Raw genomic sequence first — 25,144 nt, 5'->3', positions numbered from 1 at the left:
TGGACGTCGTGAGCGGGCAAAAGTCCCTCGCGTCGTGGCTGCCCGTTCCTTCCGGTCCCCGGCGGCAACGCCGGCGGCGGCACGTTTAAGTTTCTTCCCCGATTGGCCAAATATGACGCTTTGTCTGGAGGGCCGAAGCGTCAGCGGGGACCAATCAGGGCGGCAGGCGACCGTACGGACCCCTCTTTCCCCGTACGATCGCTTCTCGCTTTTCAGTTCACATGACGCTTCTCCCGACCAGTACCTCGCTCACAACCCTTGAGGACGGACTGAGAACACTCGGCTTCTCTACACCGTGTGCTCGTCCGGACGGTACCCGAGAAGGGATTCGAGTCATGGCCGGTCCGATCACCCTTCGATCCGAGTTTGAGCGCCTCACTCGATGCGAGGGAGGGGATTCGAACCCCCGAACTCCTTCGAGAGCGGGTCTTAAGCCCGCCGCCTTTGGCCTAGCTCAGCCACCCTCGCTCCACAACCTCAGTTTTCCACTGCCCCCGAAGTGACTTTCGGTCCCCCGGGCGGGACCGACGGTGTCACTCCGGTTCCTGAAACTCGACGGACGCGCCGAGAATCTCCGCAAGCGACGAGACGGTGTCGCGAAGCTCCTCGATCCGTCGACTCTGCCGGTCGAGCTGTTTCTCTGCCTCCGCAAGCGACGTTTCGAGGGTTGCCACCTCGTCCTGCAGGCCGTCGGACACCTCCGCCGATAGGGTGTCGAGCGCACCGCGCACGTCGTCTACCTCGCTCGCCGACACGAGGCCGTGTTCCTCCGGGTTCGTGAGCATCCGCCGGTTCGAGAGGATGGCCTCCGAGACGCTCTCGCTACCGTCAGGCAGCGTGATGGTCAGCGGCCCGGCGGCGTCGACGGTATCCGCTTCCGAGTCGGTCGAATCGTCGACCACTCTCGCTTTGGGTTCTGCCGGGTCGTCGGTGCCGTCGGCGTCGTCGGCGCTGGCCGGACGCGCCTCGGCTTCGGCCCCGCCGTCCGCTCCGGTGGCGTCCGAGCGCTCGGCATCGGTGCCGGCCCCGTTGGCTGGATTGATCTTCATACCCCACGTATCGGGCTTCTCGGTGATAAACCATCGTCAGACAATAATAAGTCATCCGACAGGTATGCCGCCCGGTCGTCTCGGAAGTGGCCTCACCCGCACGGGAGCGCATACGGCCGTCTAGCGGCGGTCTCGGGGGCTACCGCCCGCGGTACCACCGGAGGACACGCAAGCCGACGCCGACAACACCGCCACCGAACGGCACCGCTCCGGCGAGTGTTGCGGTGACGGACCCACCGACGACGAACTGCCACGCCGCGACCCCGACCGTGAGGGTCAACAGCAGCCCCCGGTCGGTCGGAGGGATCGATCACCGGTCACAGTGTCGTGTGTTGCGTTCGGTCGCGGATGCGCTGTACGGGACCGCTTGCCTCGTTCTGGCCCGCCTGCGTCGCAGTCTCACACTGACCCGTACAACCCCTCGACCCGGCGGTCGAACGCCGACACGATGCGGTCGGTGACCGGCCCGCCGCCGACGGCAACACCGTCAACCGATCCGATGGGCCGGACCTCCCACGTCGTGTTCGTCAGGAACGCCTCGTCGGCCGAGCGAACGTCCTCGACGCCGTACCACCCCGTCTCGACCGGGATGTCGCGGTCCCGGGCGATGTCCAGAACGACCGCACGCGTCACACCCGACAGGATGGGTCCCGAGAGTCCGGGTGTCCGGAGAACGCCGTCGTCGATAAAAAAGACGTTGCTCGTCGCCCCCTCTGCGACGTTCCCATCGACGTCGCGGACGAGCGCCTCGTCGGCGTCGGTCCCCCGGAGTTCGAGGCGTGCGAGGATCCCGCCGAGGTAGTTGTGGGTCTTTACGTCGGCGGGCATCGCCGCCTCGGGGGTCCGGCGCGACTCGACGGTCCGCACCGTCGCCGGCCCGCCCCACACCGGCGTCCCCTCGACCCCGCCCCGCGGGAGCGGTTTGACGACGACGACGACCGTCGGGTCCACCTCGGCCGCGGGCGTGAGTTTGCCGGCCTGAACGCCCCGCGTCACCGACGCCCGGACGTACGCGTCTTTGAGGCCGTTCGCGTCGAGTGTCGCTCGGATCCGGTCATGGAGGTCGTCCGGGACCGCTTCGGGCATCCCGAGTGTCTCGCAGGTGCCGTTGAGTCGGTCGCGGTGGGCCGCCCACTCGAAGACGGTCCCACCGTACGCCCGGAGCGTTTCGAAGGCGGCATCGCCGTACTGGAAGCCACGATCCTCGACGCTCACGGTCGCCTCCCCCGCCTCGACCAGTTCGCCGTTCACGTGGTACTGCACAGGTCCAGAAAGTTCCGAACGAGGTGTTTGCCGTTCTCCGTCAGGATGCTCTCGGGGTGAAACTGGACGCCGACGTGGGGTCTATCACGGTGGCGGACGCCCATCACGACACCGGCTTCGTCGTCGGTTCGGGCCGTCGCCTCCAACGTGTCGGGCACGTCGTCGTATCGAACCGCGAGCGAGTGGTACCGCCCGACCTCCAGTCGGGCCGGGAGGTCGGCGAACACGCCACGGCTGTCGTGGGTGACGACCGAGCGCTTTCCGTGGACCACCTCGGGGGCGTGTCCGACCGTCGCGCCGTGGACCGCACACAACGCCTGATGGCCGAGACAGACGCCAAGCGTGGGAAAGTCGAGGTCGGCGAAGACTGGCATCGACACGCCCGCGTCGGCGGGCGTCCCCGGCCCCGGCGAGACGACGATACCGTCCGGATCGAGATGCCTGATGCCATCGATATCGACGGCATCGTTCCGGCGAACGACCACCTCGTCGGCACACTCGCCGATGTACTGAACGAGGTTGTACGCAAAGGAGTCGTAGTTGTCGACAACGAGGACTCGGCTCACGCCTCCACCTCCGCCTCCATCTCCATCTCCGTTTCCCCACCGAGTGCGTCGTCGACGGCGTTGATCAGCGCACGCGCCTTCGCGAGCGTCTCGTCGTACTCCAGATCCGGCACCGAGTCGTGGACGACGCCGCCGCCGACCCGGAGGTGGTACTCATCGCCGTGGCGAACCAGCGTCCGGATGATGATGTTGAGCGTCGCTCGGCCGTCGAAGCCGATCGCGGCCATGCTCCCGGTGTAGGGGCCACGCCGATGATGTTCCACCTCGTCGATGATCTCCATCGTCCGGGGCTTTGGCGCGCCGGTGATCGTTCCGCCAGGAAACGTCGCGCCGATGGCGTCGCCCAGGTCGTGATCGTCGCGCAGTCGCCCTGACACCGTCGAGACGAGGTGGAACACCTCGGAGTAGCGGTCGATCCGGCGGTACTCGTCGACCGTGACGGAGCCGTGCTCGCTCACCTTCCCTAGATCGTTCCGTTCGAGGTCGACCAGCATCGCGTGTTCGGCCCGTTCCTTTTCGTCGTTCCTGAGGTCGGCTTCGAGCCGACGATCCGCCTCGTCGTCCGAACCCCGGGGACGCGTGCCGGCGATCGGTTCGGTCCGGAGGCGGTCACCCTTCCGCTCCAACAGGAGTTCAGGGCTGGCGCTCACGAGGTCGACGCCGGGAAACTCGACCAGCCCCGAGTAGGGCGCCGGGTTCACGTCCCGCAGGGCGGCGAATGCCGCCACCGGGTGGACGGCCGCCGGCGCGGTCAGCCGATGGGAGACGTTCGCCTGGAACGTGTCGCCATCGCGGATGTACTCCTTGACCCGGCGCACCCGGTCGGCGTACGCCGACCGCTCGCAGGAACTGGTGAAGCTCACCGGTCCCGTCACCGGCGGCGATCCGACCGAGGGGTCGCCCTCCGTCGCGGCCGCCGCGAGCGTTCGGGCTCGTTTGAGGCCGCGGTCGTACGCGGTGTCGGGGTCCTCCCCGATCCGCGGTGTCGCGACGAAACGAAGCGTCGACCCGCCGGCCTGCCACGCGGCGAGGCAGGTGTACCGAGCGAGTTGGAGGCGTGGTAGCCCACGGTCGTCGACCGTCGTCGACGGCAACGTCTCGATCTCCCGGACGGCATCGTACGAGAGCCACCCGAAAAAACCACCCGGGTACGGCACCCCGCAGTCACCGCGGGCGAGCGACTCCCCGCCGACGAGGTCGGTGATCGTCTCCAACACCCCCTCACCGTCGACCTCGTGGACGGTATCGGGCGCGACGCCGAAGTAGCCCCATCCCGGCTGGCCCCCCGACGTCTCGAAAAAGATCGAGGGGTCCTCGCCCCGCGCCCGCCGGTAGGCTTCGAACGGGTCGGTCTCCAGTTCCACGACGACCGGCACGCGTGTTTCGGGGGGCTTACCCTCGGCGGTCGCCCGGAACGACGCCCGGTCGGTCGTCACCGTCCCCGTCACGCGCTCACCCTCCCGCCGGGGTCGCCGTGTTCACCACCCGCCGGACGGTATGCCCCGGTCGGCTCAGCGCTCGACATCGATGGATTTCAACACGACGTCCTCTTTGGGCTGGTCGTTCGGGCCGGTTGGCACCGCTCCGATCTCCTCGACGACGTCCATCCCATCGACGACCTCCCCGAAAACGGCGTGGTCGCCGTTGAGGTGGGGCTGGGCGTCCAGCGTGATAAAAAACTGCGACCCGTTGGTGTCCGGACCACGGTTGGCCATCGAGAGAACCCCCGGACCGTCGTGGCTCAGGTCCGAATGGAACTCGTCGTCGAAGGTGTAGCCGGGGCCGCCGCGCCCGGTCCCGGTCGGATCGCCACACTGGAGCATGAACCCCGAGATGATCCGGTGAAACGGTACGTCGTTGTAGAGCGCGTCGCCCCGGATCTCGCCGGTCTCTGGGTCTTCCCACGTCGTCGTTTCCGGCCCGGGGTCGTCGTTCGCCGCGGGGTCGTGTTCCGCGAGGTTGAGAAAGTTCTCGACCGTCGTCGGAACCCGGTCCTCGAACAGTTCGACCGTGATGTCGCCGTGTGTCGTTCGGAGCGTCGCAGCCGGATTGCTCATACCATCATCAGGCGACCCGTCGGCATAACGTTGCTGACCGACGACCGACCGATGGGCGATCACTCACCCGGCGTCGCCGCGGATGTGGATGGGGATGTCGGTCCCGGTTCGGAGTCCGACCCCGAGTTGCTAGCCGTTTCTGCGGATGACCCTTTTTGATCGCCCTCGATCATGAACTCGACGAGGTAGGCAAGAAACTCCTCGTTGTCCGCGACGTTGTAGCGGTCGCTCCGCATGAACGTCTTGTCTCCGACGAGCAGGGCGTTGTTCGACCGAACGGCGACCGGATACTCGCCGCTCTGGCCATCGGTTCCCGACTTGTGGGTGTTCGGCGCACTCCGCACGAGAACGGTCCCATCGTCGGTGGTGACGGCGGCGGCGGTGTACATCGCCAGCCGGTCGGCATCGCCGGCGCCACCTGCCCCGGTCGGCCGCGCGAGAACGTGTTTGAACGTCCCGTCCGCGTGCTCCTGATTGTAGAGATACTGTGTGTCGATGCTCATCCCGTAGCGGGACGCGAGCGTCGTGAGTTGACTCTCCTGTGTCGTGATGCTCGCACCGAGGAGCCCGGTGCTGATCGCCGTCCGGTCGGGTTCGCCGATCATCACCAACCGACCGCCGTTCCCGGTGAACTTCCGCACCTCCTCAATGTCGCCGGTGAGATACTCCTCACCGGGATCGATGACGAGAAACGCGTCGACATCTTCCAGATTCGACGACAGGTTTCCGCTGTTGTAGAACTCGACGTCATACCCCTGTTGCACCAAGGCGTCGACGATCGGTTCGATATCGGTCCGTGTGAACCGGTTCGAGTGCCCGCGGTCGATGAGGACCGTCCCACTACCGTCGGCGTCGGCCGCGGGGTCGGCCTCGATTTCCCCCGTCGCCTCGATCGGATCGGGTGCGACCGTGGCCGGATCGTACTCGGGGTTTGCGGGTGCATCCGATCCCTCGTCACCGGCTTGGAGCAGCATGGGTCCCGCCGCCGCCACCGCCACCACGACGACGATGGTTATAACCAGGACGGCGACCCGTTTGCCGAGTTCACGCCACATGCGTGCCTCCTACGTCGGCGGTTGCGTTCGCCGGCGGTGCCCCCGACTCGGTGTCTGCGGTGTCGAGATACGACGCCGGCACCATCAGAAACACCGGCTCGGTCGTGTCCTCGCCGTAGAGGTACTCCGCGGACACCATCTCCTTGTCCGACGCGTTCGACGACACGTAGTTCGACCGCGAGAGGAACCGCGTTGTTCCGCCGGGGCGCATCACGCGCACGTCGTAGTTGTCGAGGTCCGCCTCCTCGGCCGCGTGTTCAACCGCGGCCTGCCGACCGCCGATCGAGTCGGCCATTCCGTTTTGGACCGCCTGCGTTCCGCTGTAGATTCGCGCCTGTTCGACCTCGCTCTGAGACAGTTCCAGCCGGTCGCCCCGCTGCTCGAACACCGCGCCGATAAAGGCGTTGCCCAGCGATTCGAGAATGTAGTTGAACTCCCGCTCGTCGCCGCCGGTCAGCTTGTTCGGCCCCGTTGTCGAGACGAGCCCCGTTGGCTCCAGCGCCTGGGGCGTGGTCGCGAGAACGCCGACGCTCCCGACCGTCGAGGACGGCTTGGCGTAGATGTGGTCGCTCGGGGCGATGGTGTAGTACGCGCCGGAGGCCGCCGCGGCGTCGACGCTTGTCACCAACGGCATCTCGCCGGCCGTCCGTTTGGTTTGGAGGTACATCTCCTCGCTGGCGGCGGCCCCACCACCCCCACTGTTCACGAGCAGTACGACAGCTTCCACGTCGGGGTCCGAGCGGGCTTGTTGGAGCATCGACGTGACGCCGGCGGCGGTTCCGCCGTCGATGGCTCCAGCAACCGGCACGACCGCCACCGTCCCATCGGAGGAGGTGGCGTTCCACGCGACGGGAGCCAACGCCAACCCGACGACGACGCCGATAACGACGAACAACACGTAGGAGCGTGCGATCCGCCGCAAAAGACCCCGAATTCGGTTCGCCATACACGTCGGTTGGAGGGAGCGTACAAAAAACGTCGGTCGGTCAGCGAGAGGCGGCGTCGGACAACAACTGTGCGCCACGAACCAGTCCGGAGCGTCCCTTCAGCGCCCCAACCCTCGCGTAGTAGCCGCTTTTGCGCGCCGTTCCGACGGCGTAGTGGCGCACCGAGTCGACCACCGGTTGCCGTCGCCCCCGCATCCGCGTCGCGCCGCTCCGGACGGCATCCAGTACCTGCTTGCCGTCCAGCGTGTCCCGGTCGGCGTCGTCGATGACCAGTTCGGTGTACGCCCGGCCGACGTGGGGCACCGAGTGGGCGTCGCTGGCGGCGACCCCCGGGTAGCCCCTTTCGGCCGCGAACCGCCGTGCCCGCCGGTTCCGGTAGCCGGTGAACAGCCACGAGTTGAACACCTCGATGGCGTCACAGTCGACGAGGTGTCGCCGCGGTACCCCGTGACGGCTCCGCTGGAACGGGTGTGGAACGACCGCGATTCCGCCGTGGTCGCGCACCCACCCGACCGTCTCCTTGAGGCCCGTCCGTCGCGGTGGCATCTCATCGACGCCGATGGCGAGGAGGTGGCCAACGGCGGTCGACACCTCGACTCCGGGAATGCCGAGCAGGCCGTACTCGGGGGCGAGTGCCGCCGCCCGGACCGACTCGTGGATCACGTCGTGGTCGGTGACGACGACGCCGTCGAGTCCAACCTCCGCCGCCTGCTCCAGTAGCAACTCGACGGGGTCGTGTCCGTCGTACGAGGCCTCGGAGTGGACGTGTGGGTCGATCCGGACCGTCGTCTGACTCACGACCGTTCTTCGAGGGGTGGAACGATAAGCCCCGTGGCTCACTCCGCGACCGTGCCGGGTGTGTTATCGAGCACCGACCGCACCGCCGCCAGTGCGTCGTCGTCGAGTTCGACCAGCGGCGGGCGGACGGCGTCGTCACCGATGATGCCGCGTTCGACCAGCGCCGCCTTTGTGGCCGGGGCGAAGCCGTGGTTCAGCGAGACGTCGAACACCGGGCCGATGTGGTTCACCTGCAGGTTCCGGGCCCGTTCTACGTCGTTGTCCGCCGCCGCGTCGATGGTGTTTGCGACCAGTCCCGGGCGGTAGTTCGCGACGGCGTTGATGCCACCCGTCGCCCCCATCGACACCGCGGGGGCGAGCTGGCTGTCGAACCCCTGAAACAGGTGAAAGTTCTCGCCGGTCCGCCGGATGACCTCCGTGAGGTGTGTCAGATCACCGCTCGTGTCTTTCATCCCGACGAGGTCCGGGTGGTCGGCGACGGCGTCGAGCAGGTCGGCGCCGATCGACTGCCCGACACACGAAGGAATATTGTAAAGAACGACCGGTAGCGCCGTCTCCTTGAGCACCGCACGGACGAACCGTTCGTTGCCGGTCGGGTCGTTCGCGCCGTGAAAGTACGGCAGCACGACGAGAACGGCGTCCGCGCCGCAGTCGGCCGCGGTGTCGATCCGATCGAGGGTTCCGGCGACGCTTGATGCCGCCGCTCCCGGGAGCACCGACGCGCCGTCGGCGGCGTCGACGCTCGCTCGCACGACCGTTTCGTACTCCTCGTGGGTGAGGCTGGCGAACTCGCCGGTCGTCCCGCAGGGAACCAAGCCGTCAGCGCCGTTTTCGAGAACGAACTCGACGAGGTCGGCAATCGCATCGGTGTCGACCGACCCGTCCACGAAGGGCGTCACCGTCGGAACGAGGCTGGTACCGTACGCCGAATCGGCGGGTGCCGTTGGCATGCCTGGCGTCTCGACCCGCGATCAGTTATGCGTTCCCTTCTCCCCGCCGACGCCGGCGTCGGCGCTCGCCGCCCAGAACGGCGTCGGGAGCCGCTCGACCAGTTCGTCGAGAACGATCAGCGTCGGCGGTAGCGTCGCCAGTGCGGCCACCAGCGTCAGAAAGATAACACCGACGGTGAGGTAGCCGAAGTCCGCGAGGATCGGGAACGGCGAGAGCGTCAGCGCCGAGAAGCCAAAGACGGTGGTCATCCCCGACACCGAGATGGCCTTGCCGACCCGTGTGGCCGCCGTTTCCACGGCGTCGAGCCTGCTCACGCCTGCGAGCGCCTTCTCCTCGTAGTACCGCTCCATCACGATGATGGTGTACTCGGCCCCGATGCCGACGCTCATGGCCCCCAGCGACGCCCCGAGCGGCGAGACGGGAATGTTCAGGGCGGCCATGTAGAGGTTCTGCCACCCGATGACGAACACCATCGGGATCAGCGGCGCGACCGCCTTCGTCAGCCGCCGGTAGTAGACGAGTAGGAGACCGAACACGAACAGAACGCCCAGTCCCGTCGTCACGTTCCGGTTCTCGATCTGCTCGACGACCGACGGCGGAGAAACCGCTTCCGTACCGGTGAGCGTCACCTGCACACCCGGCGGTGGGTTGCTGAACGCGATCGCCTTGTCGACGTTCGTAATAAACGACAACGTTTGGTCGGTCGTCATGTCCTCGGCACCGATAACGGTGATGTGGGCGTAGCCGTCGTTGTAGTAGTTGACGCGCTCCTCCTCCGGAACGTCGGCGAGAACACGTTCGACGCCCGCCCGCGTCTCGGGAATCTCGCCGCCGTTGTACTCGGAGACGAGCGTCGCCGGCGAGTCTACCCCCTGGACCAGCGGTGTACCGACGGCGACACGCTCGAACCGTTCCATCCAGCGTAACACCTCGGGGTGGGTGAGGTCGCTCCCGAGAACGAGCACGTCGAACTGGACGGCGCTCCCGCCGCCGGTCTGGGCGCGGAACTGCTGGAGGTCGACGTACGCCGGCAGGTCCTGTGGCACGAACTCCTCGGTGTCCGCAAGCGTCTCCAGTCCGGTGCCGGCTTGGAATCCCGCACCCATCAGGAGCACCGCCACCACCAGCGTGAGTCCCGGATTGGCCGCAACCGTCCGAGCACCCTGTCCGAGCGTCCGCCCGAAGACGCCGACGCGGTCCGACTCGTCGAGGTCGGGTGTCGATCCTGCCGGATCCGCCGGCCCCACCGGATCGACGTCTGCCGGTCCCTCGCCGCCGGTCTGCCCGCCGCCGCGTCGTTCGGTCTCGTCGGCATCCCGCCCTCGCCCTCGTTCTCGCCACCGCGCGTACAGCGTCAGCGTCGGGAGCAAGATTAGGATCGCCGCGAGAAAGGTGAGCAAGACCCCGAAGATCGAGGTCTGGGCGAACCAGACGAACGCCGGCGACCCCTGTGTCGACATCCACGTCGCGCCGAAGCCGAGTGCGGCGGCGAGCATCGCCACGAACACCGGCGGACCGATGCCCGACAACGCCCGTGGCAGGGCCTCCCGTGGCGGCGCCACCTCCAACTCCTCCTCGTAGCGCTCGTGGAACTGCACGGAGTAGTCGATGCCGAGACCGATCAGGATCGGGAAGACGGAACTCGTCAGTGTCGAGTTGGGAACGCCGGCGTAGCCGATGGCCCCGAACGTGTACAACACGCCGGTAAAGACCGCGACGATCGGGAGGAGCCGCAGGCGCACCCCACGAAACAGGAAAAAGAGGGCGACGATCATCAGCCCGACCGCCAACCCGAGCAGTTGGTTCGTGCTCTGCTGGATCAACGCCGACAGCTGTGCGGAGAACGCCGCCGACCCGGTGACGATCACGTCGACACCGGCTGGGAAGCGTGCCCACTCCTCGGCCCCGGTCGCCTCCTCGTAGATCGGTCGTTCCTCGGGCTGTGTCAGTCCCGGTTCGAACACCACCCGAACGAACGCGGTGTCCGGATCACCGATCGCTCGCTCGACTTTCGCCTGCGAGTCGGGGACCCGGCCGTACTCCGCGCGCACCCGGTCGGCCGGACTCGACACGTAGGCCACGTCGTCGACCGCCGACATCCGGTCGTCGAAGCGGGCCACCGCCCTGATCGTCGCCGGATCGCTCACCTCCCCTCGGACCAGCACGGAGATGGAGCCACGGTCGAACGTCTCGTCGAACGTGTTCAGGGTCGGGTTCCCGGCGGTGAAGGCCTGATCGCCGGTGACGCTCGTGATCTGTGCGGCGCCGCCAAAGGCGGCGACGAGGAGGACCACCGCGATCAGTAGCGTCGCGACCGGGTGGGCCTGCACCTCGTTGCCGATGCCGCCGAAGAGGTGGTCGAGTCGTCCCACGTCAGTCTCCTCCGTTCTCGTCTTTGTGCTCGTCCTCGTTCCCGCCCACGCTTGTCTCCGCCGGCCCCGTCTCGGCGCTCATTGTCGACGGTACCAGAGCCCCCCGACGATGGCGACGAGCAGTATCGCGCCGCCGCCGACCGGGAGAATCGGCGGTCCGCCATCGGCCTCGTTCACCCCCACGCCGATGGGTATCTCGTCGGTGAACTTCGTATCCCCGTCGGCCTCGTCGTACCGCACCTGGACAGCGGCGTTGTACCGCTTGGGGATGGCGTCGCTCGTCGCGCTGATCCGGAACGAGGCGGTCGCCGTCTCGCCCGGCCCCAGTCGTCCGAGAAACGCCCCGTCGTCGGAGGTCGACAGCGGGTCGCTGGTGAACAGTCGTGTGTTGGTCGCCGACACGGGGTCGTCGCCGACGTACCGCACGTCGACGGTGAGCCGCGCCGTACCGCCGGGTGTCACCGTTGTCGAGACGTTTTCCACCTCGAACCGGTCGCGTGACTCGTCGACCGTCGCCCGCTTCCGGATCGGGTTCGACGCCGTTTGCACGTCGCCGTCGGCGTTCTCGTACTCCACGCCGAAGGTGAACGAGTTGGTTCCGGGTTCGGCGTCGCCCGCAATGGCCACGGTGAACGTGACCGGTGCCGACTCACCCGGATCGAGGGTTCCGACCGCCGACTCGCCGTTTGTCGGTGTCACCGGGCCGGCGTCGCGCATCCTGACGACCACGTTCCGAGCCGGTGCCGGTCCCGTGTTGACGACCCGGCCGGACAACGTCGCCTCCGACTCGTCGACCCGGAAGTTCTCGGTCGTCAGGTCCTCGATCGTGAAACTCCGTTCGGGTTGGACGACGACACCCGCGGTCAGGCTGTTCGACTGCTTTGCGATGTCGTTTCGGTTGCGATAGGAGACCACGGCGTCGACGGGATACTCACCCGGCGAGAGGTCGGCGTCCGCGCCCACCTGCACGGACACCCGTCTGGTCTCGCCCGGATCGAGCGACCGGACGAACACGCCGGTTGTCGTCGACGGCGCGTCGGGGCTCCCGAAGTACAGCCCCGACGCCCGCGATTCCAACCGGACCGTCGCGCTCCGCGCCGTCTGAGTGCCCGTGTTCTCGATGGTGAACGCGAGCGATCCGGTGTCGCCCGCGAGCAACTCGTTGGATCCCTCCGAAATCACGTCGAACTCGGCGCGTTCCTCGATCCGGATCGTCAGATCGACCGTCCGTTCCTTTTCGAGCCACGTGTACTCGATGTTTGCCGGACCGGTGCTCGTCTCATCGTAGAGCACGGCCCGCGCGTGTCGGTACGTGATTTCGACGGGGACGGTGTACCGCCCCGGTTCGGCGTTACCGATATCCACATTGAAGCTGAACTCGGCCGTTCCACCGGGGCCGATGCTCCCGGCCGTGACCGTCCCCGTCTTTACGTCTATCGGGGCGTCGACCTGGTCTTCATCGACCTGCATCCGGACGCTCCGAGCCGTCTGGACCTGCTCCTCGAACCGGCTGGGCCCGCCATCCTCAATGTTGCCGTCGTTGCTCGCGACGACCGTGAGCCGCGCCTCCTCGTTCGACTGGAAGGTTTCGTCGGCAACGCTGACACCCAATACCGGGTTCCCGGAGACAACGCTCGATGCGAACGCGGGAACGACCGGCGCGACCAGCAACAGGCCGACGACCGCCAGAATCGTGATCCGCTTCATAAATACACCTGCGGTCGCCCAATAATAACGATGACGATCCAATATATCAAACTAAAATTTGGTTGAACGTGTTCGGTATTTACTACCTACCGGGTACGGCCGATGCGTGTCGGTCAATACGACAACCAAACCGAGCGGTCGGTGTCGCCGTCAATGAGTCGGATCGTCCCGCTTCCGTCGTCAAGAACCGGACGACCGGTCGCCCAGTAGACACGACCCTCGTCGTCGCGTCCCGTTCCGACGCTGACGACGAGTTCGGCTCCCGGTTGGAGGCGCCGGTCGCCGAAGAAGTAGTAGTGCGTGTCGTCGACGATAAGTGACCAGTCGGAGAGGTCGATCGCTCGCTCTCCGGTGTTTTCGATGATAATAAACTCGTCGTCGATTCCCGCCGCCGCGTCGTCCGGCGGGTTGGGATGGACCGCTACGATGCGGAGCGCCGAGGTGTTCGACTCGCGGATCGGCCGGGTCGGCTCGACGACACCACACGACCAGATACCCCGGCGAGCGTTCTGTGCCGCCCGCTCGGCGTCGGCATACCGCCCGTCCGTCGCCCGGGCGCGCCCTCGTTCGACGAGCCGTCGGTTGAGGGGTTGTCCGTCGACGGTGACCACTGCTGTCCGCGTTCCCACCGCCGTACTCGTCGTCCGGACGGTCACCCCCGCACCGACCAGGTCCGTCCGTAAGTCGACGAGCGCCCGCTGGCCATGGTCGGCGAGACACCGCCGGCCTTGGTCGCCGGTCGGAACGCCATCGAACGGTTCGAGGGTGGCCGCGTCGAGACCCGGGGCATCGACACCGGCGAGGCGCACCGTTCGCCGAGCCCCCGACCCGGTTCGGTACGTGAGGCGGTCGGGGGCGCTCACCGCCACGACCGTCGCGTTTGCCGCCACCGTCGCGGCGCCCGCCCGTGTGTCCCTGCGCTCGTCCGCCGCCGCTCCCGCCCCCGCACCGGCGTCAGCCACAGCCGCCGGCATCGGCGCGGACGTCATCGGCTCCGGCGACGGCGTTACGGCCGCCGGCATCGCCGGTACGGTCACACCGCCCGCGGCGAGCAGGACGGCCGCGACGATGACGGTCCGGCGGCGGCCGGTCCTACCGGCTCGGGCGATGACGTATCCCCCGACGAACAGGCCGGCGGCGAGAAACAGTGCGAACAAGGCGAGCGCGAACATGTGTACCACCGGCCGATGCCGGACAATGCTGCTCGGTCGCCGACAAACTTAGGTATTGTCACCGAAGCAGTCGGCGGCCGCGCCACCGCTGCCCGTCCCGACGGTTCACTGTCTCCGCTCGGTCTCAACGCCGCCGGACCCGCCGGATCGCGAGTTCGATGTCGAACCGGTCGGAGTCGGTCGAGCCTTCCGCACGACCGTCGCGTTCGAACCGGACCTCGTTGCCTACCCGCTCGCTGTCGTCCCGATCCAGTCCGTTCCCGTTCCCGTTCCCATCGTCCTCATCACCGTCGCCACGGCTCGCAAGCGGGACGAACCAGAACCGTGGATAGTCGGTTGCGACGACGCGGGAGACGTCCTCGCGCGCGTAACGGACATCCACCCGGAACTCGACGTCCGTTATCGGCCGTTCGCCCGTGTTCTCCACCTCGAACTGATAGTTGACGAACGCGTGCGACTCCGTCGGCGTCAGCCGGATCGAGAGCCGTCGGTTCCGTACCTCGATTCCGTCGCCCGGAAGCGCGACGGCGGCGGCCGTTCGCGTCCGTGCCCGCGCCCGAGTTTCGACCGTCTCCGTGACGGTCGGAGGCTCGGTCGCTGTGGCCGTCGGCGATGACGCCGGTGTGTCACCGCTGTCCGGCGGTGTCGGCTCCGGCTCGATAAACAGCCGCCCACAGCCCGACAGCGAGGCGAGTACCCCGACCCCGGTTCCGAGGATGGCCCGCCGAGTTACGCGCTCGTCACCCATCGGACACACATCTCGGGCGAGCGGATTAAACCCCGGCCCTCCGACGGATCGCGCCGCCGGCAAGAACTAAACGCTTTTCGCCGTCGGTCCCAACCTCCGTGTATGCCATACGAGGCGGTGCTGTTCGACAACGACGGTGTTCTCGTCGAACCGGTCGGCCACTCCGTTCTCCGGCGCGCGACGTGGGAGGCGTTCGACGCTCTCGGCGTTCCCGACCCGGACGACGACGACGTCGCACGACTCTCCATCGGTGTCACGCCCGACCGCCTCTCCTCGGTGTGTGCGAGATACGGTCTCGACCCGTCGCGGCTCTGGCGCGCCCGCGACCACTACTCCTCGCACGCTCAACGCGTCGAACTTCGGGCGGGTCGGGCGACGCTGTACGACGACTTCGACGTCGTTCACGACATCGACACACCTCGTGGTATCGTCAGTTCGAACCAGCAGGCGACCCTCAAGTTCATGCACGACTTTTTTGAAACGGCCGACCTCTTCGACCCGGTGTACGGACGTTCGCCCACGATCCAAAGCCTGACCCGAAAAAAGCCCGCTCCGTACTACCTCCGGCGCGCCCTCTCGGACATAGGTGTCGACGCCGCCGACACCCTCTTTATCGGCGACAGCGAGTCCGACGTGTTGGCGGCCCAAAACGCCGGCGCCGACGCCGCGTTCATCCGCCGTCCCCACCGCGAGGGCTACGACCTTTCGGTCGCGCCGACGTTCGAACTCGACGGGCTGGCCGATCTGCTCGCTCTCGACGGCGTGCCGACCCGGACGTAACGTCGTGGCCGCCACGCCAGCCGCCGAGGCTATCAGTCCCCGGCACGTAGGACCCGTATGAGCGAAGAACGATCCCTGAGCGACCTGTCCGACGACGAGTGGCGCGACCGGCTCTCCGAGGAGGAGTACAACATCCTCCGCGAACGCGGTACCGAACCCAAGTTTAGCGGCGACCTTCTCGAAAACACGGAGGACGGCACCTACGCTTGCGCGGGGTGTGGTGCGCCGTTGTTCGCCTCCGACACCAAATTCGACTCCAAAAGCGGCTGGCCCAGTTTCTACGACGCCATCGAGGATGCGGTGGTCTTCGAGACCGACACCCGCCACGGGATGACCCGAACCGAGGTGTCGTGTGCCCGGTGTGACGGCCACCTCGGCCACGTCTTCGAGGACGGTCCCGATCCGACGGGCGAACGCTACTGCATCAACTCCGTCGCACTGGCGTTCGATCCCGAGGACTAACCCCCGACGCCGACGGTGAGAACGGGCACGTCGGCCATCGTCACCACCTTCTGGGAGACGCTCCCGAGCATGGTCCGTTGGTAGTCGTCGCCGTGGGTGCCCATCACCACGAGGTCAACTCCCGACTCCTCTGTGTAGGCCAGAACCTCCTCTCCAGGGTCACCCTTGCGGATCACCGTCCGGACGGTCACGCCCGCGTCGTCGAGACGGTCGGCGACGGCGGCGGTCGCGGTTTCGCCCTCCGTGCGGAGTTCGTTTTCCACGTCGGTCTGCATACCGTCCTGTAGGGTCAGAAACGACCGATCGTCGATCACGTACAGAACGTGAACGGTCGCGTCCCGCCGCGCCGCCACCTCGGCCGCGTGGTCGACCACCACGTCCATCGACTCGCTCCCATCCGTCGGGAGCAGGACCTCCTCGTACATCGTGTGGTCGGTTCTCAACCGACCCTGACACCCTTTTCGGTTTCCGGGAACACGTCGCGGTCGTTCCACGGTCCGGTGGCACGCCGTGATGACCGCAGGGGTGGACGATCAGTGGGTCAACAACAACAGTTGCTCCGCCGTCCGGGCCAGACAGAACGGCGCGTTCGGCGGATCGTTGAAGCTCACCCGGTCGTCCGACGAGACGAACAGCCGGTCGAACCGCCGCCCACAAGCCGGACAGCCGTACCCCTCGCGGTTCTCCAGATGCATCGAGTTGCCGTCCTGTGTCCGGAGCTTCAGCCCCGCGCGGTACTCGTGGACATCGAACCCCTCGGAGATGTCGAGACACTCGGGCATGGGGTCGTCGCCGCACGCGCGGCTGAAAGGCGTTTTGGCTACTCGACCGTGTTTCGGAGCGTCCCGACCCCCTCGTAGGTGATCTCGATCGTATCGCCCCGTTCCAGCAGGCCGGGATTGGCCGGACTACCGAAAGAGACCACGTCGCCCGGTCGGAACGTGTACCGCTCCGAGAGAACGGCGACGACCTCCTCCGGTGAGAAGAGCATCTCGTCGGTCGTCGCGGACTGCCGTTGCTCGCCCGAGATCACCGTCTCCATCCCCATCCCGTCGAGGTCGACATCGGTCTCGATCCACGGGCCGAGTGGCGCGGCCCCGTCGAAGGCCTTCCGGGCCGTGCGACGGTCCTGTTCGTAGGCGTCGAGGTCGTTCAGGATCGTATAGCCTCGGAGAACGTCGTCGACCTCGTCGACCGCGAGGTCGTGGCATCGCTCGTCGATCACGGCCGCAAGCTCCCCGGCGTAGGTGAACGACTCCACCCAGTCGGGGTACGTGATCGGGTGAGCCGGTGGGTGCAACGAGTGGGGCGGCTTGATGAACCAGTCCGGTCGGTCCGGGCGGTCGTCCTCACCCATCTGTTCGATCTTCGCGCCGAAGTTTCGGCCGGTACAGAATATCGCCGCCGGATCGCAGGGAGCCATCAGATCACCGTCCTCGCTGACGACGTACGCGTCGCCATCAGCGTAAACCACACCGCCGTCGTACTCTCCGGTCAGCGGTCCCTTCGGGGTCGAGATGCGTGCCAGTCGCATGGGCCGACGACGGTGGCCCTCGGGCTATCGGTTTCGGTTTATGCCAACTGCGCGAACGCGAGCGTTCCGCTGATGTTCTCGATGTACGCGTCGACGACCTGCCCTTCCTGTGCGCCGGGCACGAAGATGGTGTACTTTCCGCGCTCGGCGACGCCGTCGCCTTTGCGGCCGGTGCCGGTGATCTGTACCTGGTAGGTCTTCCCCTCCTCGAGAACGGCCTGTTCCTCGTTTGCGGTTTCCTGTGTCTGCTTTGCAACCGGGCGGAACGCCCCACACGCCGTACACCGGAGCATGTCGACCCCATCCTCGTTGACGAGGTTGGTGTCGGGCAACCCACACTCCGAACAGGTGACGAACTCGGTGACGTACGCGTCGACAGCGGCGTCGAACTCGTCGGCGGTGAAGGAACCGTTGTACCGGGCGCGGTCGCCGTCGAACTGGCCGTTCGTCCCCAGTTCGCGCTGGATCGACCGGTGGACGTGTTCCGGGTCCCGCGACAAGGCCTCGGCGATGTCGCCGAGGTTCGTCAGCCGCGTGAACGCACCGTCCGTCTCACCGACCGGGTCGGGAACCTGCAGGCGGTCGCCCGCCTCCCGCGTTCGCTCGGGGAGCGTGTCGTATGCACGGTCGAGCGCGGAATCGTAGTTCATACGCCAAATACGGGCTAGTGTCGTAAATCGATTCCGTGAGCCACGCTGGCACGCCCCGCCCACCCTCAGAACAGCTCCTCGATCAGCGTCGCCGCGGCGGCGGCGTCCATCGGGCCACGCTCGGTGAGGGCGTCGAGGAGTCGGTCCACACGGTCGGCCGTCGGATCGATCCCTGCCCGTTCCAGAAGTGCCTGGGCGCTGCCCCGGCCGCTCCCCTCGCCGAAGACGAGGCGGCGTTCCCCGCCGAACGCCGCGGGGTCGAACGGTTCGAACGTGCCCGGGTCACGGAGCATCGCGGCGGTGTGAATCCCCGACTCGTGAGTCGTCACCGCCTCCCCGAGAACGGGCGTCCGCGGGTCGATCCGCTCCTCGAGTGCGTCAAGCACCGCCCGACACGCCGGCACGAGCGCCGACCGGTCGGCCGCAAACGCCCCCTCACCGTCCACGGCGTCGGCGACGACCACCCGTTCGAGCGCCGCGTTGCCCGCCCGCTCGCCCAGCGACGCGACGCTTACGTCAGCCATCGTCACGCCCGCGTCGACGGCCGCCAGCGTGTTCGCAACCGCCACGCCCATATCGTCGTGGAAGTGGACGCCGAGGCGGTCGCAGTCGACGCCGCGGCCACGGAGGTCGGCGATCACCGCTCGTACGCGGCCCGGCGTTCGCGCACCGACCGTGTCGGCAACGGTGATCGTCGGCACGGACGGAAACGTATCGAACGTCCTCGCGAGGTGGTCGGGGTCGGTCCGGAAGCCGTCGACGAGGGTGAGGTGGACGCCCGCGCCGCCCTCGCGGGCACGGTCCAGTGCCTCGCCCGCCGTCTCCATCGCCTCCGCCCGCGACATCCCCATGACGTGTTCGAGTTGTCGCTCGGAGGTGGGAACGAACACCTCGATCACGTCCGCGCTGGCGTCGAGGGCGGCTTCCACGTCGCCGGTCGTAGCGCGGGCGATACCGACGATGTCGGCGTCGACACCCTCGTCGCCGGCGAGTCGCCGTATCGCCTCCCGGTCGTCCTCGCCGACAACCGGAAAGCCGGCCTGTACGGCGTCGATTCCGAGGCGGTCGAGCGCCCGGCCGGCGGCCACCCGCGCCTCGACGCCGTAGCTCCGGCCGGGCATCTGTGCACCCTCCCGGACGGTCACGTCTCGGAGGACCGCCATCAGATCACGCCCTCCTCGCGGAGGCGGTCGTACTCGCCCCTGTCGAGGCCGAGTTCGGACAGATACACCTCGTCGTTGTGTTGTCCGTGTCCCGGCCCCGCGTGGTCGACCGCGCCGGGCGTCCGGGTAAAACGGGGCACCGGTGCGGCCGTCTTCAGGCGTCCGAGGTCCTCGTCCTCGGTTTCGACGATGTCGTTTCTGGCCGCGTACTGCTCGTCCTCGAAGATGTCACCCATGTCGTAGACGGGACCGACGATGGCGTCGGCGGCCTCCATCTCCGCGATGGCCTCCTCGGTCGAGCGTTCCCTCGTCCACGCCTCGATCACCTCGTCGAGTTCGTCGGCGTGTTCGACCCGGCTCTCGTTGTCGGCGAAGCGTGGGTCGTCGATCAGGTCGGGGCGGCCGACAGCCTCGGCCACGTTCTCGAAGATGGACTGGGCCGACGCAGAGAGGGTCATGTGGCCGTCGGCCGTCTCGTAGACGTTCCGCGGCGCGGCGTTCTCGTGGTGGTTCCCGATCCGTTCTCTGACCGCGCCGAGGCGGTCATATGCCTCCACCTCCGAGAGAAAGAGCCGAAAGAGTGGTTCATACAGGCTCATATCGACAACCTGCCCTCGGCCACTCCCACCGTCTCGCCCTACGTCGCGCTCGAACACCCCGAACATGACGCCCTGAACGGCGAAGGTGGCGGCGGTCAGATCGGCGAGACTGATCGGCGGCAACAGGGGCTTGCTGTCCGGAAACCCGTTGACGTGTGCCCAGTTCGTGATGCCCTCTGCGACGGTGCCAAAGCCCGGCTTGTCCGACTTGGGCCCCGTCTGCCCATAGCCCGACTGCCGGACGACGATCAGTCCGGGGTTCTCCTCGTGGAGTCGGTCCGGGCCCAGCCCCCACTTCTCCATCGTGCCCGGTCGGAAGTTCTCGAAAAGAACGTCGGCGTCTTCGATCAGGGCGAGAAGGAGCGCGCTCCCTTCCGGCGTGCTCAGATCTAGCGTTACACACCGCTTGTTCCGACCGATCGACTTCCACCAGAGCGACACCCCCTCGTCGTAGGGGGGCCACTCGCGCAGTGGATCGGTTCCCTCCGGGTGTTCGATCTTGATGACGTCCGCGCCGAAGTCGGCCAACTGCGTCGTCGCGAACCCGCCGGCGATCATCCCGGAGCAGTCCACGACACGGAGCCCATCTAGCGGCCCCTGTCGTTCGCGTGCGTTCATGTGAACCGGATGCCCGCGTGTCATGATAAGCGATGCGCTCCGACGGATCACGGCCCGTCGTTGTCGCGGAGTCGACGGTAGCCGGCTTCGAAACCCCAGCAGACGCCGAGAACGAGCAACGCCGGGGGGACGATCCCGACCGTCCAGACGAGAAGCAGAAAGAACGCGCCCGACTCGCCGCCGACGCGGAGAAAGGCGTACACACAGAGCCAACTGCTCCCGACCAGCCATGCGAGCGGCGTCCACAGCCCCCGCTTCGCGTGGAGGTATGTCGGGACGCCGCCCTGTACGATGAGTGCGAGTCCTGTTCCCCCGACGACCACGGCCGCGAAGAACGGCGAGGACCGGGGGTCGGGTTCGATCCGCCAGAACAACAGACGGACCACCGCCCACAAAAAAAGGAGACCAACGCCGTACGCGACGCCGACGCCGACCGCAAGCGACCGGGGACGCACGGACCCCGACCGCGGTCCGACCGCCGCCCGTGCGACGACGATGGCGACGAGCGTCGCGGCCGCTCCGGTCAGAAGCGGGCTGCCGAGCGCGTGGTGTGGGGTTCCGGGCACGGCGGTGTGTTGTACCGTCGACTCATAACTTACGATGGCCGGCAGTATATGTGGGTGTGGGGCGTATCCGTACTCCCATGGCCATCGCCCGGCACGGCACCGGCCTTCGCGCATCGCTCGGAGCCGTCGCCTCCCAGATCCACCCGGTGTTTATGCTCCCGCCGCTTGCCGCCTCCGGGTTCGGCGCCGTTCTCGGCGGTCTCGGCGCGCCCCGCCTCGCGGCGCTCCATCTCGGCGTTGCCTTCTGTGCACTCTACACCGCCCACGTCAAGGACGGCCTCGTCGACTTCCACCACCGTGGCGAGGACGACGACCACCCGCTCACCCGTCGTGGCTGTCATCTCGCGCTCGCCGGGTCGACACTGCTCTTCGGTATCGGCGTCGTCGCCCTCGGACTCCGCGTTGACGCCGTCGCCGCCACACTCGCCATCCCGGGGTGGCTCGTCGCCGTACTCCACGCACCCCACCTCGATACGAATCCCTTTGGAGCGACGCTTGGCTACCCCGTCGGTATCGGGTTCGCCCTGCTCGGCGGCCACTACGTCCAGTCCCGGGCGCTCTCGACGACAGTCCTCGCGTTCGCCGTCGTGTTCGTCGTCGTTCTCGCGGGCATCAAGGTCGTCGACGACGCCACAGACTACGCGTACGACCGGTCGGTCGACAAGCGAACCGTCGCGGTGGTCGTCGGCCGTCGGCGGGCGCGGGTCGTCGCCGGCACCCTGATGGGCGCGGGTATGGCCGCCGTCGCCGCCCTCTCGGTGACCGGTGTCGTCCCCCGCGGATCCGCGCTCGCGACGATTCCGTTTCTCGCCGTCGCCCTCCTCGCCCGCCGGGCCGACGCCGAACTCGCGACGATGTTGCTCGTGCGGGCGTCGTATCTCTTTTTTGCCCTCCTCGTCGTCGCCGTCTGGTTCCGGCCGCTATCCGGGGTCTCGTTGCCCGACATCACCGCCCTCGGTCCGTACACGTACCTCGCGACCGAGGTGCTGTGGGGAACCGTCGCCGTTGCACTGGTGGTTCGGGCCGACGCGGTGTGGGCCGCCATGCGGACGACCGCCGTACTCTACCCCTTCGCGTACGTTTGGGACTGGTATACGCTCTCTGTCGGCGTCTTCGCAATCCCGATGCGGACGGGCGTCGAACTGCTGGGGATCCCGCTGGAAGAACACCTGTTCATGCTGATCGTTCCGGCGATGGTCGTCGGCGTCCACGAGACGCTCCGTGGCCTGTTCGACGAGTAGGCCGGCGTCGCCCCGGTACATCTCACACAGGTCTATGTACGAGACCCACCGACTGGGGGTATGGACTTCCCCGACACCCTGCGCTGTTCGGCGTGTGGCGACCCGATCACCGGCGCCGGTTACCTCCCGGCTGCGGCGCTCGACGACGGCTACGACCCTCACCCGGCTGACGCGGTCTGTGACGCCTGTGGGTTCAACGACGTCGGGATGATGGGGTGTGCACCCGAACTCAACGACGTGACCGGTCCGGGTCCGGCCGACGTGCTCCTGTACGTCAGAACGACCGCAGACGGGGTCGAAATCGTCGATAAGAAGGCGTGAATCGTCCGATCAGTCCTCTTTCGAGCCCGGATCCGTGACCGCACCGTTTGCCGCTGAGTCGAACATCTGCCCGTACTTCGCCAACACGCCTGCGGTGTAGTTCGGCTCCGGTTCGTACCCCTCCAGACGTATTGCCATCTCCTCGTCGCTCAGATCGACCGAGAGTTCGAGGTCGTCGATGTCGATGGTCACCACGTCGCCGTCTTCGAGTGCGGCGATCGGGCCACCGACGAACGCCTCGGGGGCGACGTGGCCGATGGAGAACCCACGCGTCGCACCGGAGAAGCGGCCGTCGGTAAAGAGCGCCACGTCCTCGGCGTGACCCTGCCCGGCGACTGCGCTCGTGACCCCTAGCATCTCGCGCATCCCGGGGCCGCCGCGGGGCCCCTCGTTCCGGATGCAGATCACGTCGCCCGACTCGACCCGGCCCGCTTGAACGTACTCCATGGCGTTTTTCTCCTCCTCGAACACCCGCACGGGACCCTCATGATGGAGGTGGTCCTCGCCGGTGATCTTGATGACCGCGCCGCCGGGGGCGAGGTTGCCGGTGAGAACCCGGATCGCACCCCGCTCGTGGATCGGGTCGGCAACGGTGTGGAGGAAGTCGGCATCGAGGTCGGAAACCGCGGGCGGATCGTAGCGGTCGAGCGCCTCGCTCATCGTCTCGCCCGTCACGGTGAGCGCGTCGCCGTGGAGCAGACCGGCATCGAGCAGTTCCCCCAACACGACCGGCACGCCGCCGACCTCGTGGAGGTCGTTCATCACCCGTTCACCGCCGGGCTGGAGGTTGGCGATCTTGGGCGTCCGTTCGCTGACACGATTGAACGCCTCGATACCGAGGTCGACGCCGGCTTCCGCGGCCATCGCCAGCAGGTGGAGGACGGCGTTGGTCGAGCCACCGACCGCGACCTGGAGCGCGATGGCGTTTTCGAAAGACTCCTTCGAGAGAACGTCCGAGGGCCTGCGCTCTGCCTCGATCACGTCGACGACGAGATCGCCCGTCTCACGGGCCACCTCGTAGCGGGCCGCGTCCTCCGCGGGCGGGGACGCGGAGCCCAGCGGGGCGAAGCCGATTGCCTCGCTGATCGACGCCATCGTGTTGGCGGTGAACATCCCGCCACAGGAGCCCGCACCGGGGCACGCGTTCCGTTCGAGCGTGTCGAGTTCCTCGTCGGACATCTCACCCTCGGCGACGGCGCCGACACCCTCGAAAACGTTCTGGATGGTGACCTCGCGACCGTCGTGTTCGCCGGGCATGATCGACCCACCGTAACAGAAAACAGAGGGGAGGTCCGTTCGAATCGAGGCCATCATCATGCCGGGCATGTTCTTGTCACAGCCACCGACCGTGACGAGGGCGTCCATCCGCTCGCCGAAGGAGACGAGTTCGACGGAATCGGCGATCAGTTCCCGCGAGACGAGCGATGACTTCATCCCTTCTGTCCCCATCGAGATGGCGTCGGAGATGGTGATCGTGCCGAACTCGATGGGCATACCCCCCGCTTCGTCGACACCGTCGACGACAGACTCGGCGACGTCGTCGAGATGGACGTTACACGGCGTGATATCCGCCGCGGGGTTGGGGACGCCGACCATCGGCGACTCGAGGTCGTCGTCGTCGAACCCCATCGCCCGGAACATCGACCGGTGGGGGGCACGGTCGCGCCCCTCGGTCACTTCGCGGCTCCGGAGGTCGGGGTCTTTGCTCCCGGCGTACGGCGACTCGTCGTCCCGATCGGGTGGTTCCTGCTGACTCATAACCCGACCTATTGGGCCGGGGGGTTAAACCCTGACGACGAACGTCCGATCACTCCTCGCGACTCGCCAACCCGGACAGATGACCGGCCTCGGGGACGATGATCTCCTCGGCACCGAGGGTCGCCGCGTTCTCGCTTCCCGGCAGACAGAACGTCGGCGTGCCGTCCACGAGTCCCGCGACCGCCCGCGTGCCGACCACACGCGTCCCGATCTCGTCGTAGGACAGCCGCCGGAAGAGTTCGCCAAAGCCCGGCAGCGACCGCTCGAACAACGGCCGGACCGCCTCGACGGTCACGTCGTCCGGCGTCACGCCCGTTCCGCCCGTGCTCACGACGGCGTCGACATCGTCCCGCCCCGCGAGGTTCGCCAGCGCCGCCTGCACCCGGTCGTGGTCGTCCGGGACGAGTTCCCGCGTCACCACCTCGTGACCTTCGGCCTCAAACGCCGCGGCGATGGCGTCGCCCGCCCGGTCGTCGTCGAGCGTCCGGGAGGAGGTGACGGTCACGATGCCGGCTCCGATGGTCTCGATGTCGTGGTGGTGGTGGTCATCATGATCGTGTCCGTGGTGTTCGTGACTGTCGTTCCCGTTCCCGTCTCCGTGGTCGTGGTCGTCCTCGGTCATGTCCCGCTATCGACGCCCGCCGACCAAAGGGATTGTCGTCGACGAGAAAACACTATGACACGTCGGAACGTAGTAGCGGGCATGGTCGACGACACAGCCACCACCAGCGTCAGGTGTCTCAGTTGCGGGTTCGAATCGCCGACCG

Annotated in this window: 27 protein-coding genes and 1 tRNA gene; 4 read left to right on the top strand and 24 right to left on the bottom strand. The window is 67.2% G+C overall.

From position 1 onward, the window contains the following. Positions 1-383 precede the first annotated feature (383 nt). The 15 genes from Q0925_RS02485 to Q0925_RS02415 all read right to left on the bottom strand — a co-directional run bounded on the left by Q0925_RS02485 (position 384) and on the right by Q0925_RS02415 (position 14,685). Positions 384-468: transfer RNA gene (locus tag Q0925_RS02485), tRNA-Leu, on the bottom strand. Positions 469-533: 65 nt separating this feature from the next. Then, on the bottom strand, positions 534-1,049 hold the full coding sequence (locus Q0925_RS02480) for a hypothetical protein (RefSeq protein ID WP_299331559.1): 516 nt from the start codon (positions 1,047-1,049) through the stop codon (positions 534-536). Between the two features lie 139 nt (positions 1,050-1,188). Beyond that, on the bottom strand, positions 1,189-1,329 hold the full coding sequence (locus Q0925_RS02475) for a hypothetical protein (protein ID WP_299331557.1): 141 nt from the start codon (positions 1,327-1,329) through the stop codon (positions 1,189-1,191). A 119-nt stretch (positions 1,330-1,448) separates the two neighbouring features. After that, positions 1,449-2,312 carry an aminotransferase class IV gene (locus Q0925_RS02470; protein ID WP_299331555.1) on the bottom strand — a complete coding sequence of 288 codons (864 nt, stop codon included), beginning with the start codon at positions 2,310-2,312 and terminating at the stop codon, positions 1,449-1,451. Then, positions 2,297-2,878, bottom strand: a complete 582-nt coding sequence (locus tag Q0925_RS02465; RefSeq protein WP_299331553.1) for an anthranilate synthase component II — start codon at positions 2,876-2,878, stop codon at positions 2,297-2,299. The genes Q0925_RS02470 and Q0925_RS02465 overlap by 16 nt, the downstream gene beginning before the upstream one ends. Next, entirely contained in the window at positions 2,875-4,326 is a 1,452-nt protein-coding gene (gene pabB / locus Q0925_RS02460; protein ID WP_299331551.1) for an aminodeoxychorismate synthase, component I, read from the bottom strand. The genes Q0925_RS02465 and pabB overlap by 4 nt, the downstream gene beginning before the upstream one ends. Positions 4,327-4,389: 63 nt before the next feature. Then, positions 4,390-4,935, bottom strand: coding sequence for a peptidylprolyl isomerase (locus tag Q0925_RS02455; protein ID WP_299331550.1), 546 nt, complete (start codon positions 4,933-4,935; stop codon positions 4,390-4,392). Positions 4,936-4,994: 59 nt separating this feature from the next. Continuing rightward, entirely contained in the window at positions 4,995-5,990 is a 996-nt protein-coding gene (locus tag Q0925_RS02450; protein ID WP_299331548.1) for a Gldg family protein, read from the bottom strand. Then, on the bottom strand, positions 5,980-6,936 hold the full coding sequence (locus tag Q0925_RS02445; protein WP_299331545.1) for a S49 family peptidase: 957 nt from the start codon (positions 6,934-6,936) through the stop codon (positions 5,980-5,982). The genes Q0925_RS02450 and Q0925_RS02445 overlap by 11 nt, the downstream gene beginning before the upstream one ends. 40 nt (positions 6,937-6,976) lie before the next feature. After that, positions 6,977-7,735 (bottom strand): CehA/McbA family metallohydrolase, encoded by a 759-nt coding sequence (locus tag Q0925_RS02440; protein WP_299331543.1) that lies wholly within the window; start codon positions 7,733-7,735, stop codon positions 6,977-6,979. Between the two features lie 38 nt (positions 7,736-7,773). Further along, positions 7,774-8,685, bottom strand: coding sequence for a dihydrodipicolinate synthase family protein (locus Q0925_RS02435; protein ID WP_299331541.1), 912 nt, complete (start codon positions 8,683-8,685; stop codon positions 7,774-7,776). 21 nt (positions 8,686-8,706) lie between these two features. Further along, positions 8,707-11,058, bottom strand: a complete 2,352-nt coding sequence (locus Q0925_RS02430) for an efflux RND transporter permease subunit (RefSeq protein ID WP_299331539.1) — start codon at positions 11,056-11,058, stop codon at positions 8,707-8,709. A gap of 78 nt (positions 11,059-11,136) precedes the next feature. Then, positions 11,137-12,765 (bottom strand): COG1361 S-layer family protein, encoded by a 1,629-nt coding sequence (locus Q0925_RS02425; RefSeq protein ID WP_299331536.1) that lies wholly within the window; start codon positions 12,763-12,765, stop codon positions 11,137-11,139. 113 nt (positions 12,766-12,878) lie between these two features. Further along, positions 12,879-13,937 (bottom strand): lamin tail domain-containing protein, encoded by a 1,059-nt coding sequence (locus tag Q0925_RS02420; protein ID WP_299331534.1) that lies wholly within the window; start codon positions 13,935-13,937, stop codon positions 12,879-12,881. Positions 13,938-14,061: 124 nt separating this feature from the next. Next, the gene (locus Q0925_RS02415) at positions 14,062-14,685 is read right to left on the bottom strand and encodes a hypothetical protein (RefSeq protein ID WP_299331532.1); all 624 of its coding nucleotides are present in this window, start codon (positions 14,683-14,685) and stop codon (positions 14,062-14,064) included. A 102-nt stretch (positions 14,686-14,787) separates the two neighbouring features. Here Q0925_RS02415 and Q0925_RS02410 point away from each other — a divergent pair, with 102 nt between their 5' ends. Then, a complete protein-coding gene (locus tag Q0925_RS02410; protein WP_299331531.1) occupies positions 14,788-15,465 on the top strand; it encodes an HAD family hydrolase in 678 nt (225 codons plus the stop codon). A gap of 57 nt (positions 15,466-15,522) precedes the next feature. Continuing rightward, positions 15,523-15,927, top strand: a complete 405-nt coding sequence (msrB, locus tag Q0925_RS02405; protein ID WP_299331529.1) for a peptide-methionine (R)-S-oxide reductase MsrB — start codon at positions 15,523-15,525, stop codon at positions 15,925-15,927. Here the strand turns inward: msrB and Q0925_RS02400 are convergent. The 7 genes from Q0925_RS02400 to Q0925_RS02370 all read right to left on the bottom strand — a co-directional run bounded on the left by Q0925_RS02400 (position 15,924) and on the right by Q0925_RS02370 (position 21,057). Continuing rightward, positions 15,924-16,352 (bottom strand): universal stress protein, encoded by a 429-nt coding sequence (locus tag Q0925_RS02400; RefSeq protein ID WP_299331527.1) that lies wholly within the window; start codon positions 16,350-16,352, stop codon positions 15,924-15,926. The genes msrB and Q0925_RS02400 overlap by 4 nt on opposite strands. A gap of 108 nt (positions 16,353-16,460) precedes the next feature. Then, the gene (locus Q0925_RS02395) at positions 16,461-16,709 is read right to left on the bottom strand and encodes a DUF7385 family protein (RefSeq protein WP_299331526.1); all 249 of its coding nucleotides are present in this window, start codon (positions 16,707-16,709) and stop codon (positions 16,461-16,463) included. A 38-nt stretch (positions 16,710-16,747) separates the two neighbouring features. Beyond that, entirely contained in the window at positions 16,748-17,461 is a 714-nt protein-coding gene (locus tag Q0925_RS02390) for a fumarylacetoacetate hydrolase family protein (protein WP_299331523.1), read from the bottom strand. Between the two features lie 38 nt (positions 17,462-17,499). Continuing rightward, positions 17,500-18,111, bottom strand: a complete 612-nt coding sequence (locus Q0925_RS02385; protein WP_299331521.1) for a translation initiation factor IF-2 subunit beta — start codon at positions 18,109-18,111, stop codon at positions 17,500-17,502. A 65-nt stretch (positions 18,112-18,176) separates the two neighbouring features. Then, entirely contained in the window at positions 18,177-19,274 is a 1,098-nt protein-coding gene (locus tag Q0925_RS02380) for a LeuA family protein (protein ID WP_299331519.1), read from the bottom strand. Further along, the gene (locus Q0925_RS02375) at positions 19,274-20,491 is read right to left on the bottom strand and encodes a CaiB/BaiF CoA transferase family protein (RefSeq protein ID WP_299331517.1); all 1,218 of its coding nucleotides are present in this window, start codon (positions 20,489-20,491) and stop codon (positions 19,274-19,276) included. The genes Q0925_RS02380 and Q0925_RS02375 overlap by 1 nt, the downstream gene beginning before the upstream one ends. Positions 20,492-20,538: 47 nt before the next feature. Continuing rightward, complete coding sequence (locus Q0925_RS02370; RefSeq protein WP_299331515.1) at positions 20,539-21,057, bottom strand: hypothetical protein; 519 nt, start codon at positions 21,055-21,057, stop codon at positions 20,539-20,541. Between the two features lie 77 nt (positions 21,058-21,134). Between Q0925_RS02370 and Q0925_RS02365 the strand changes: the two genes are divergently transcribed. Then, positions 21,135-22,298, top strand: a complete 1,164-nt coding sequence (locus Q0925_RS02365; protein WP_299331513.1) for a lycopene cyclase — start codon at positions 21,135-21,137, stop codon at positions 22,296-22,298. Positions 22,299-22,358: 60 nt separating this feature from the next. Next, the gene (locus Q0925_RS02360) at positions 22,359-22,619 is read left to right on the top strand and encodes a hypothetical protein (RefSeq protein WP_299331512.1); all 261 of its coding nucleotides are present in this window, start codon (positions 22,359-22,361) and stop codon (positions 22,617-22,619) included. A gap of 9 nt (positions 22,620-22,628) precedes the next feature. Here Q0925_RS02360 and ilvD read toward each other — a convergent pair whose 3' ends face one another. Together ilvD and Q0925_RS02350 are read right to left on the bottom strand one after the other, a co-directional pair. Then, positions 22,629-24,377 carry a dihydroxy-acid dehydratase gene (gene ilvD, locus Q0925_RS02355; protein WP_299331510.1) on the bottom strand — a complete coding sequence of 583 codons (1,749 nt, stop codon included), beginning with the start codon at positions 24,375-24,377 and terminating at the stop codon, positions 22,629-22,631. A 49-nt stretch (positions 24,378-24,426) separates the two neighbouring features. Then, positions 24,427-24,999 carry a MogA/MoaB family molybdenum cofactor biosynthesis protein gene (locus tag Q0925_RS02350; protein WP_299331507.1) on the bottom strand — a complete coding sequence of 191 codons (573 nt, stop codon included), beginning with the start codon at positions 24,997-24,999 and terminating at the stop codon, positions 24,427-24,429. Positions 25,000-25,144: the final 145 nt, after the last annotated feature.

This window comes from Haloplanus sp. (assembly GCF_028275055.1).
GTDB lineage: Archaea > Halobacteriota > Halobacteria > Halobacteriales > Haloferacaceae > Haloplanus.
Note: the sequence above shows the minus strand (reverse complement) of the source record. Positions and strands in the feature narration are given on the sequence as shown.

What these genes read in the sequence shown, in the direction of transcription:
- Q0925_RS02480 (WP_299331559.1), bottom strand. Translation starts at nt 1,049, where the DNA reads ATGAAGATCAATCCAGCCAACGGGGCCGGCACCGATGCCGAGCGCTCG.
- Q0925_RS02455 (WP_299331550.1), bottom strand. Translation starts at nt 4,935, where the DNA reads ATGAGCAATCCGGCTGCGACGCTCCGAACGACACACGGCGACATCACG.
- Q0925_RS02450 (WP_299331548.1), bottom strand. Translation starts at nt 5,990, where the DNA reads ATGTGGCGTGAACTCGGCAAACGGGTCGCCGTCCTGGTTATAACCATC.
- Q0925_RS02445 (WP_299331545.1), bottom strand. Translation starts at nt 6,936, where the DNA reads ATGGCGAACCGAATTCGGGGTCTTTTGCGGCGGATCGCACGCTCCTAC.
- Q0925_RS02435 (WP_299331541.1), bottom strand. Translation starts at nt 8,685, where the DNA reads ATGCCAACGGCACCCGCCGATTCGGCGTACGGTACCAGCCTCGTTCCG.
- Q0925_RS02425 (WP_299331536.1), bottom strand. Translation starts at nt 12,765, where the DNA reads ATGAAGCGGATCACGATTCTGGCGGTCGTCGGCCTGTTGCTGGTCGCG.
- Q0925_RS02420 (WP_299331534.1), bottom strand. Translation starts at nt 13,937, where the DNA reads ATGTTCGCGCTCGCCTTGTTCGCACTGTTTCTCGCCGCCGGCCTGTTC.
- Q0925_RS02415 (WP_299331532.1), bottom strand. Translation starts at nt 14,685, where the DNA reads ATGGGTGACGAGCGCGTAACTCGGCGGGCCATCCTCGGAACCGGGGTC.
- Q0925_RS02410 (WP_299331531.1), top strand. Translation starts at nt 14,788, where the DNA reads ATGCCATACGAGGCGGTGCTGTTCGACAACGACGGTGTTCTCGTCGAA.
- msrB (WP_299331529.1), top strand. Translation starts at nt 15,523, where the DNA reads ATGAGCGAAGAACGATCCCTGAGCGACCTGTCCGACGACGAGTGGCGC.
- Q0925_RS02400 (WP_299331527.1), bottom strand. Translation starts at nt 16,352, where the DNA reads ATGTACGAGGAGGTCCTGCTCCCGACGGATGGGAGCGAGTCGATGGAC.
- Q0925_RS02395 (WP_299331526.1), bottom strand. Translation starts at nt 16,709, where the DNA reads ATGCCCGAGTGTCTCGACATCTCCGAGGGGTTCGATGTCCACGAGTAC.
- Q0925_RS02390 (WP_299331523.1), bottom strand. Translation starts at nt 17,461, where the DNA reads ATGCGACTGGCACGCATCTCGACCCCGAAGGGACCGCTGACCGGAGAG.
- Q0925_RS02385 (WP_299331521.1), bottom strand. Translation starts at nt 18,111, where the DNA reads ATGAACTACGATTCCGCGCTCGACCGTGCATACGACACGCTCCCCGAG.
- Q0925_RS02380 (WP_299331519.1), bottom strand. Translation starts at nt 19,274, where the DNA reads ATGGCGGTCCTCCGAGACGTGACCGTCCGGGAGGGTGCACAGATGCCC.
- Q0925_RS02375 (WP_299331517.1), bottom strand. Translation starts at nt 20,491, where the DNA reads ATGAACGCACGCGAACGACAGGGGCCGCTAGATGGGCTCCGTGTCGTG.
- Q0925_RS02365 (WP_299331513.1), top strand. Translation starts at nt 21,135, where the DNA reads ATGGCCATCGCCCGGCACGGCACCGGCCTTCGCGCATCGCTCGGAGCC.
- Q0925_RS02360 (WP_299331512.1), top strand. Translation starts at nt 22,359, where the DNA reads ATGGACTTCCCCGACACCCTGCGCTGTTCGGCGTGTGGCGACCCGATC.
- ilvD (WP_299331510.1), bottom strand. Translation starts at nt 24,377, where the DNA reads ATGAGTCAGCAGGAACCACCCGATCGGGACGACGAGTCGCCGTACGCC.
- Q0925_RS02350 (WP_299331507.1), bottom strand. Translation starts at nt 24,999, where the DNA reads ATGACCGAGGACGACCACGACCACGGAGACGGGAACGGGAACGACAGT.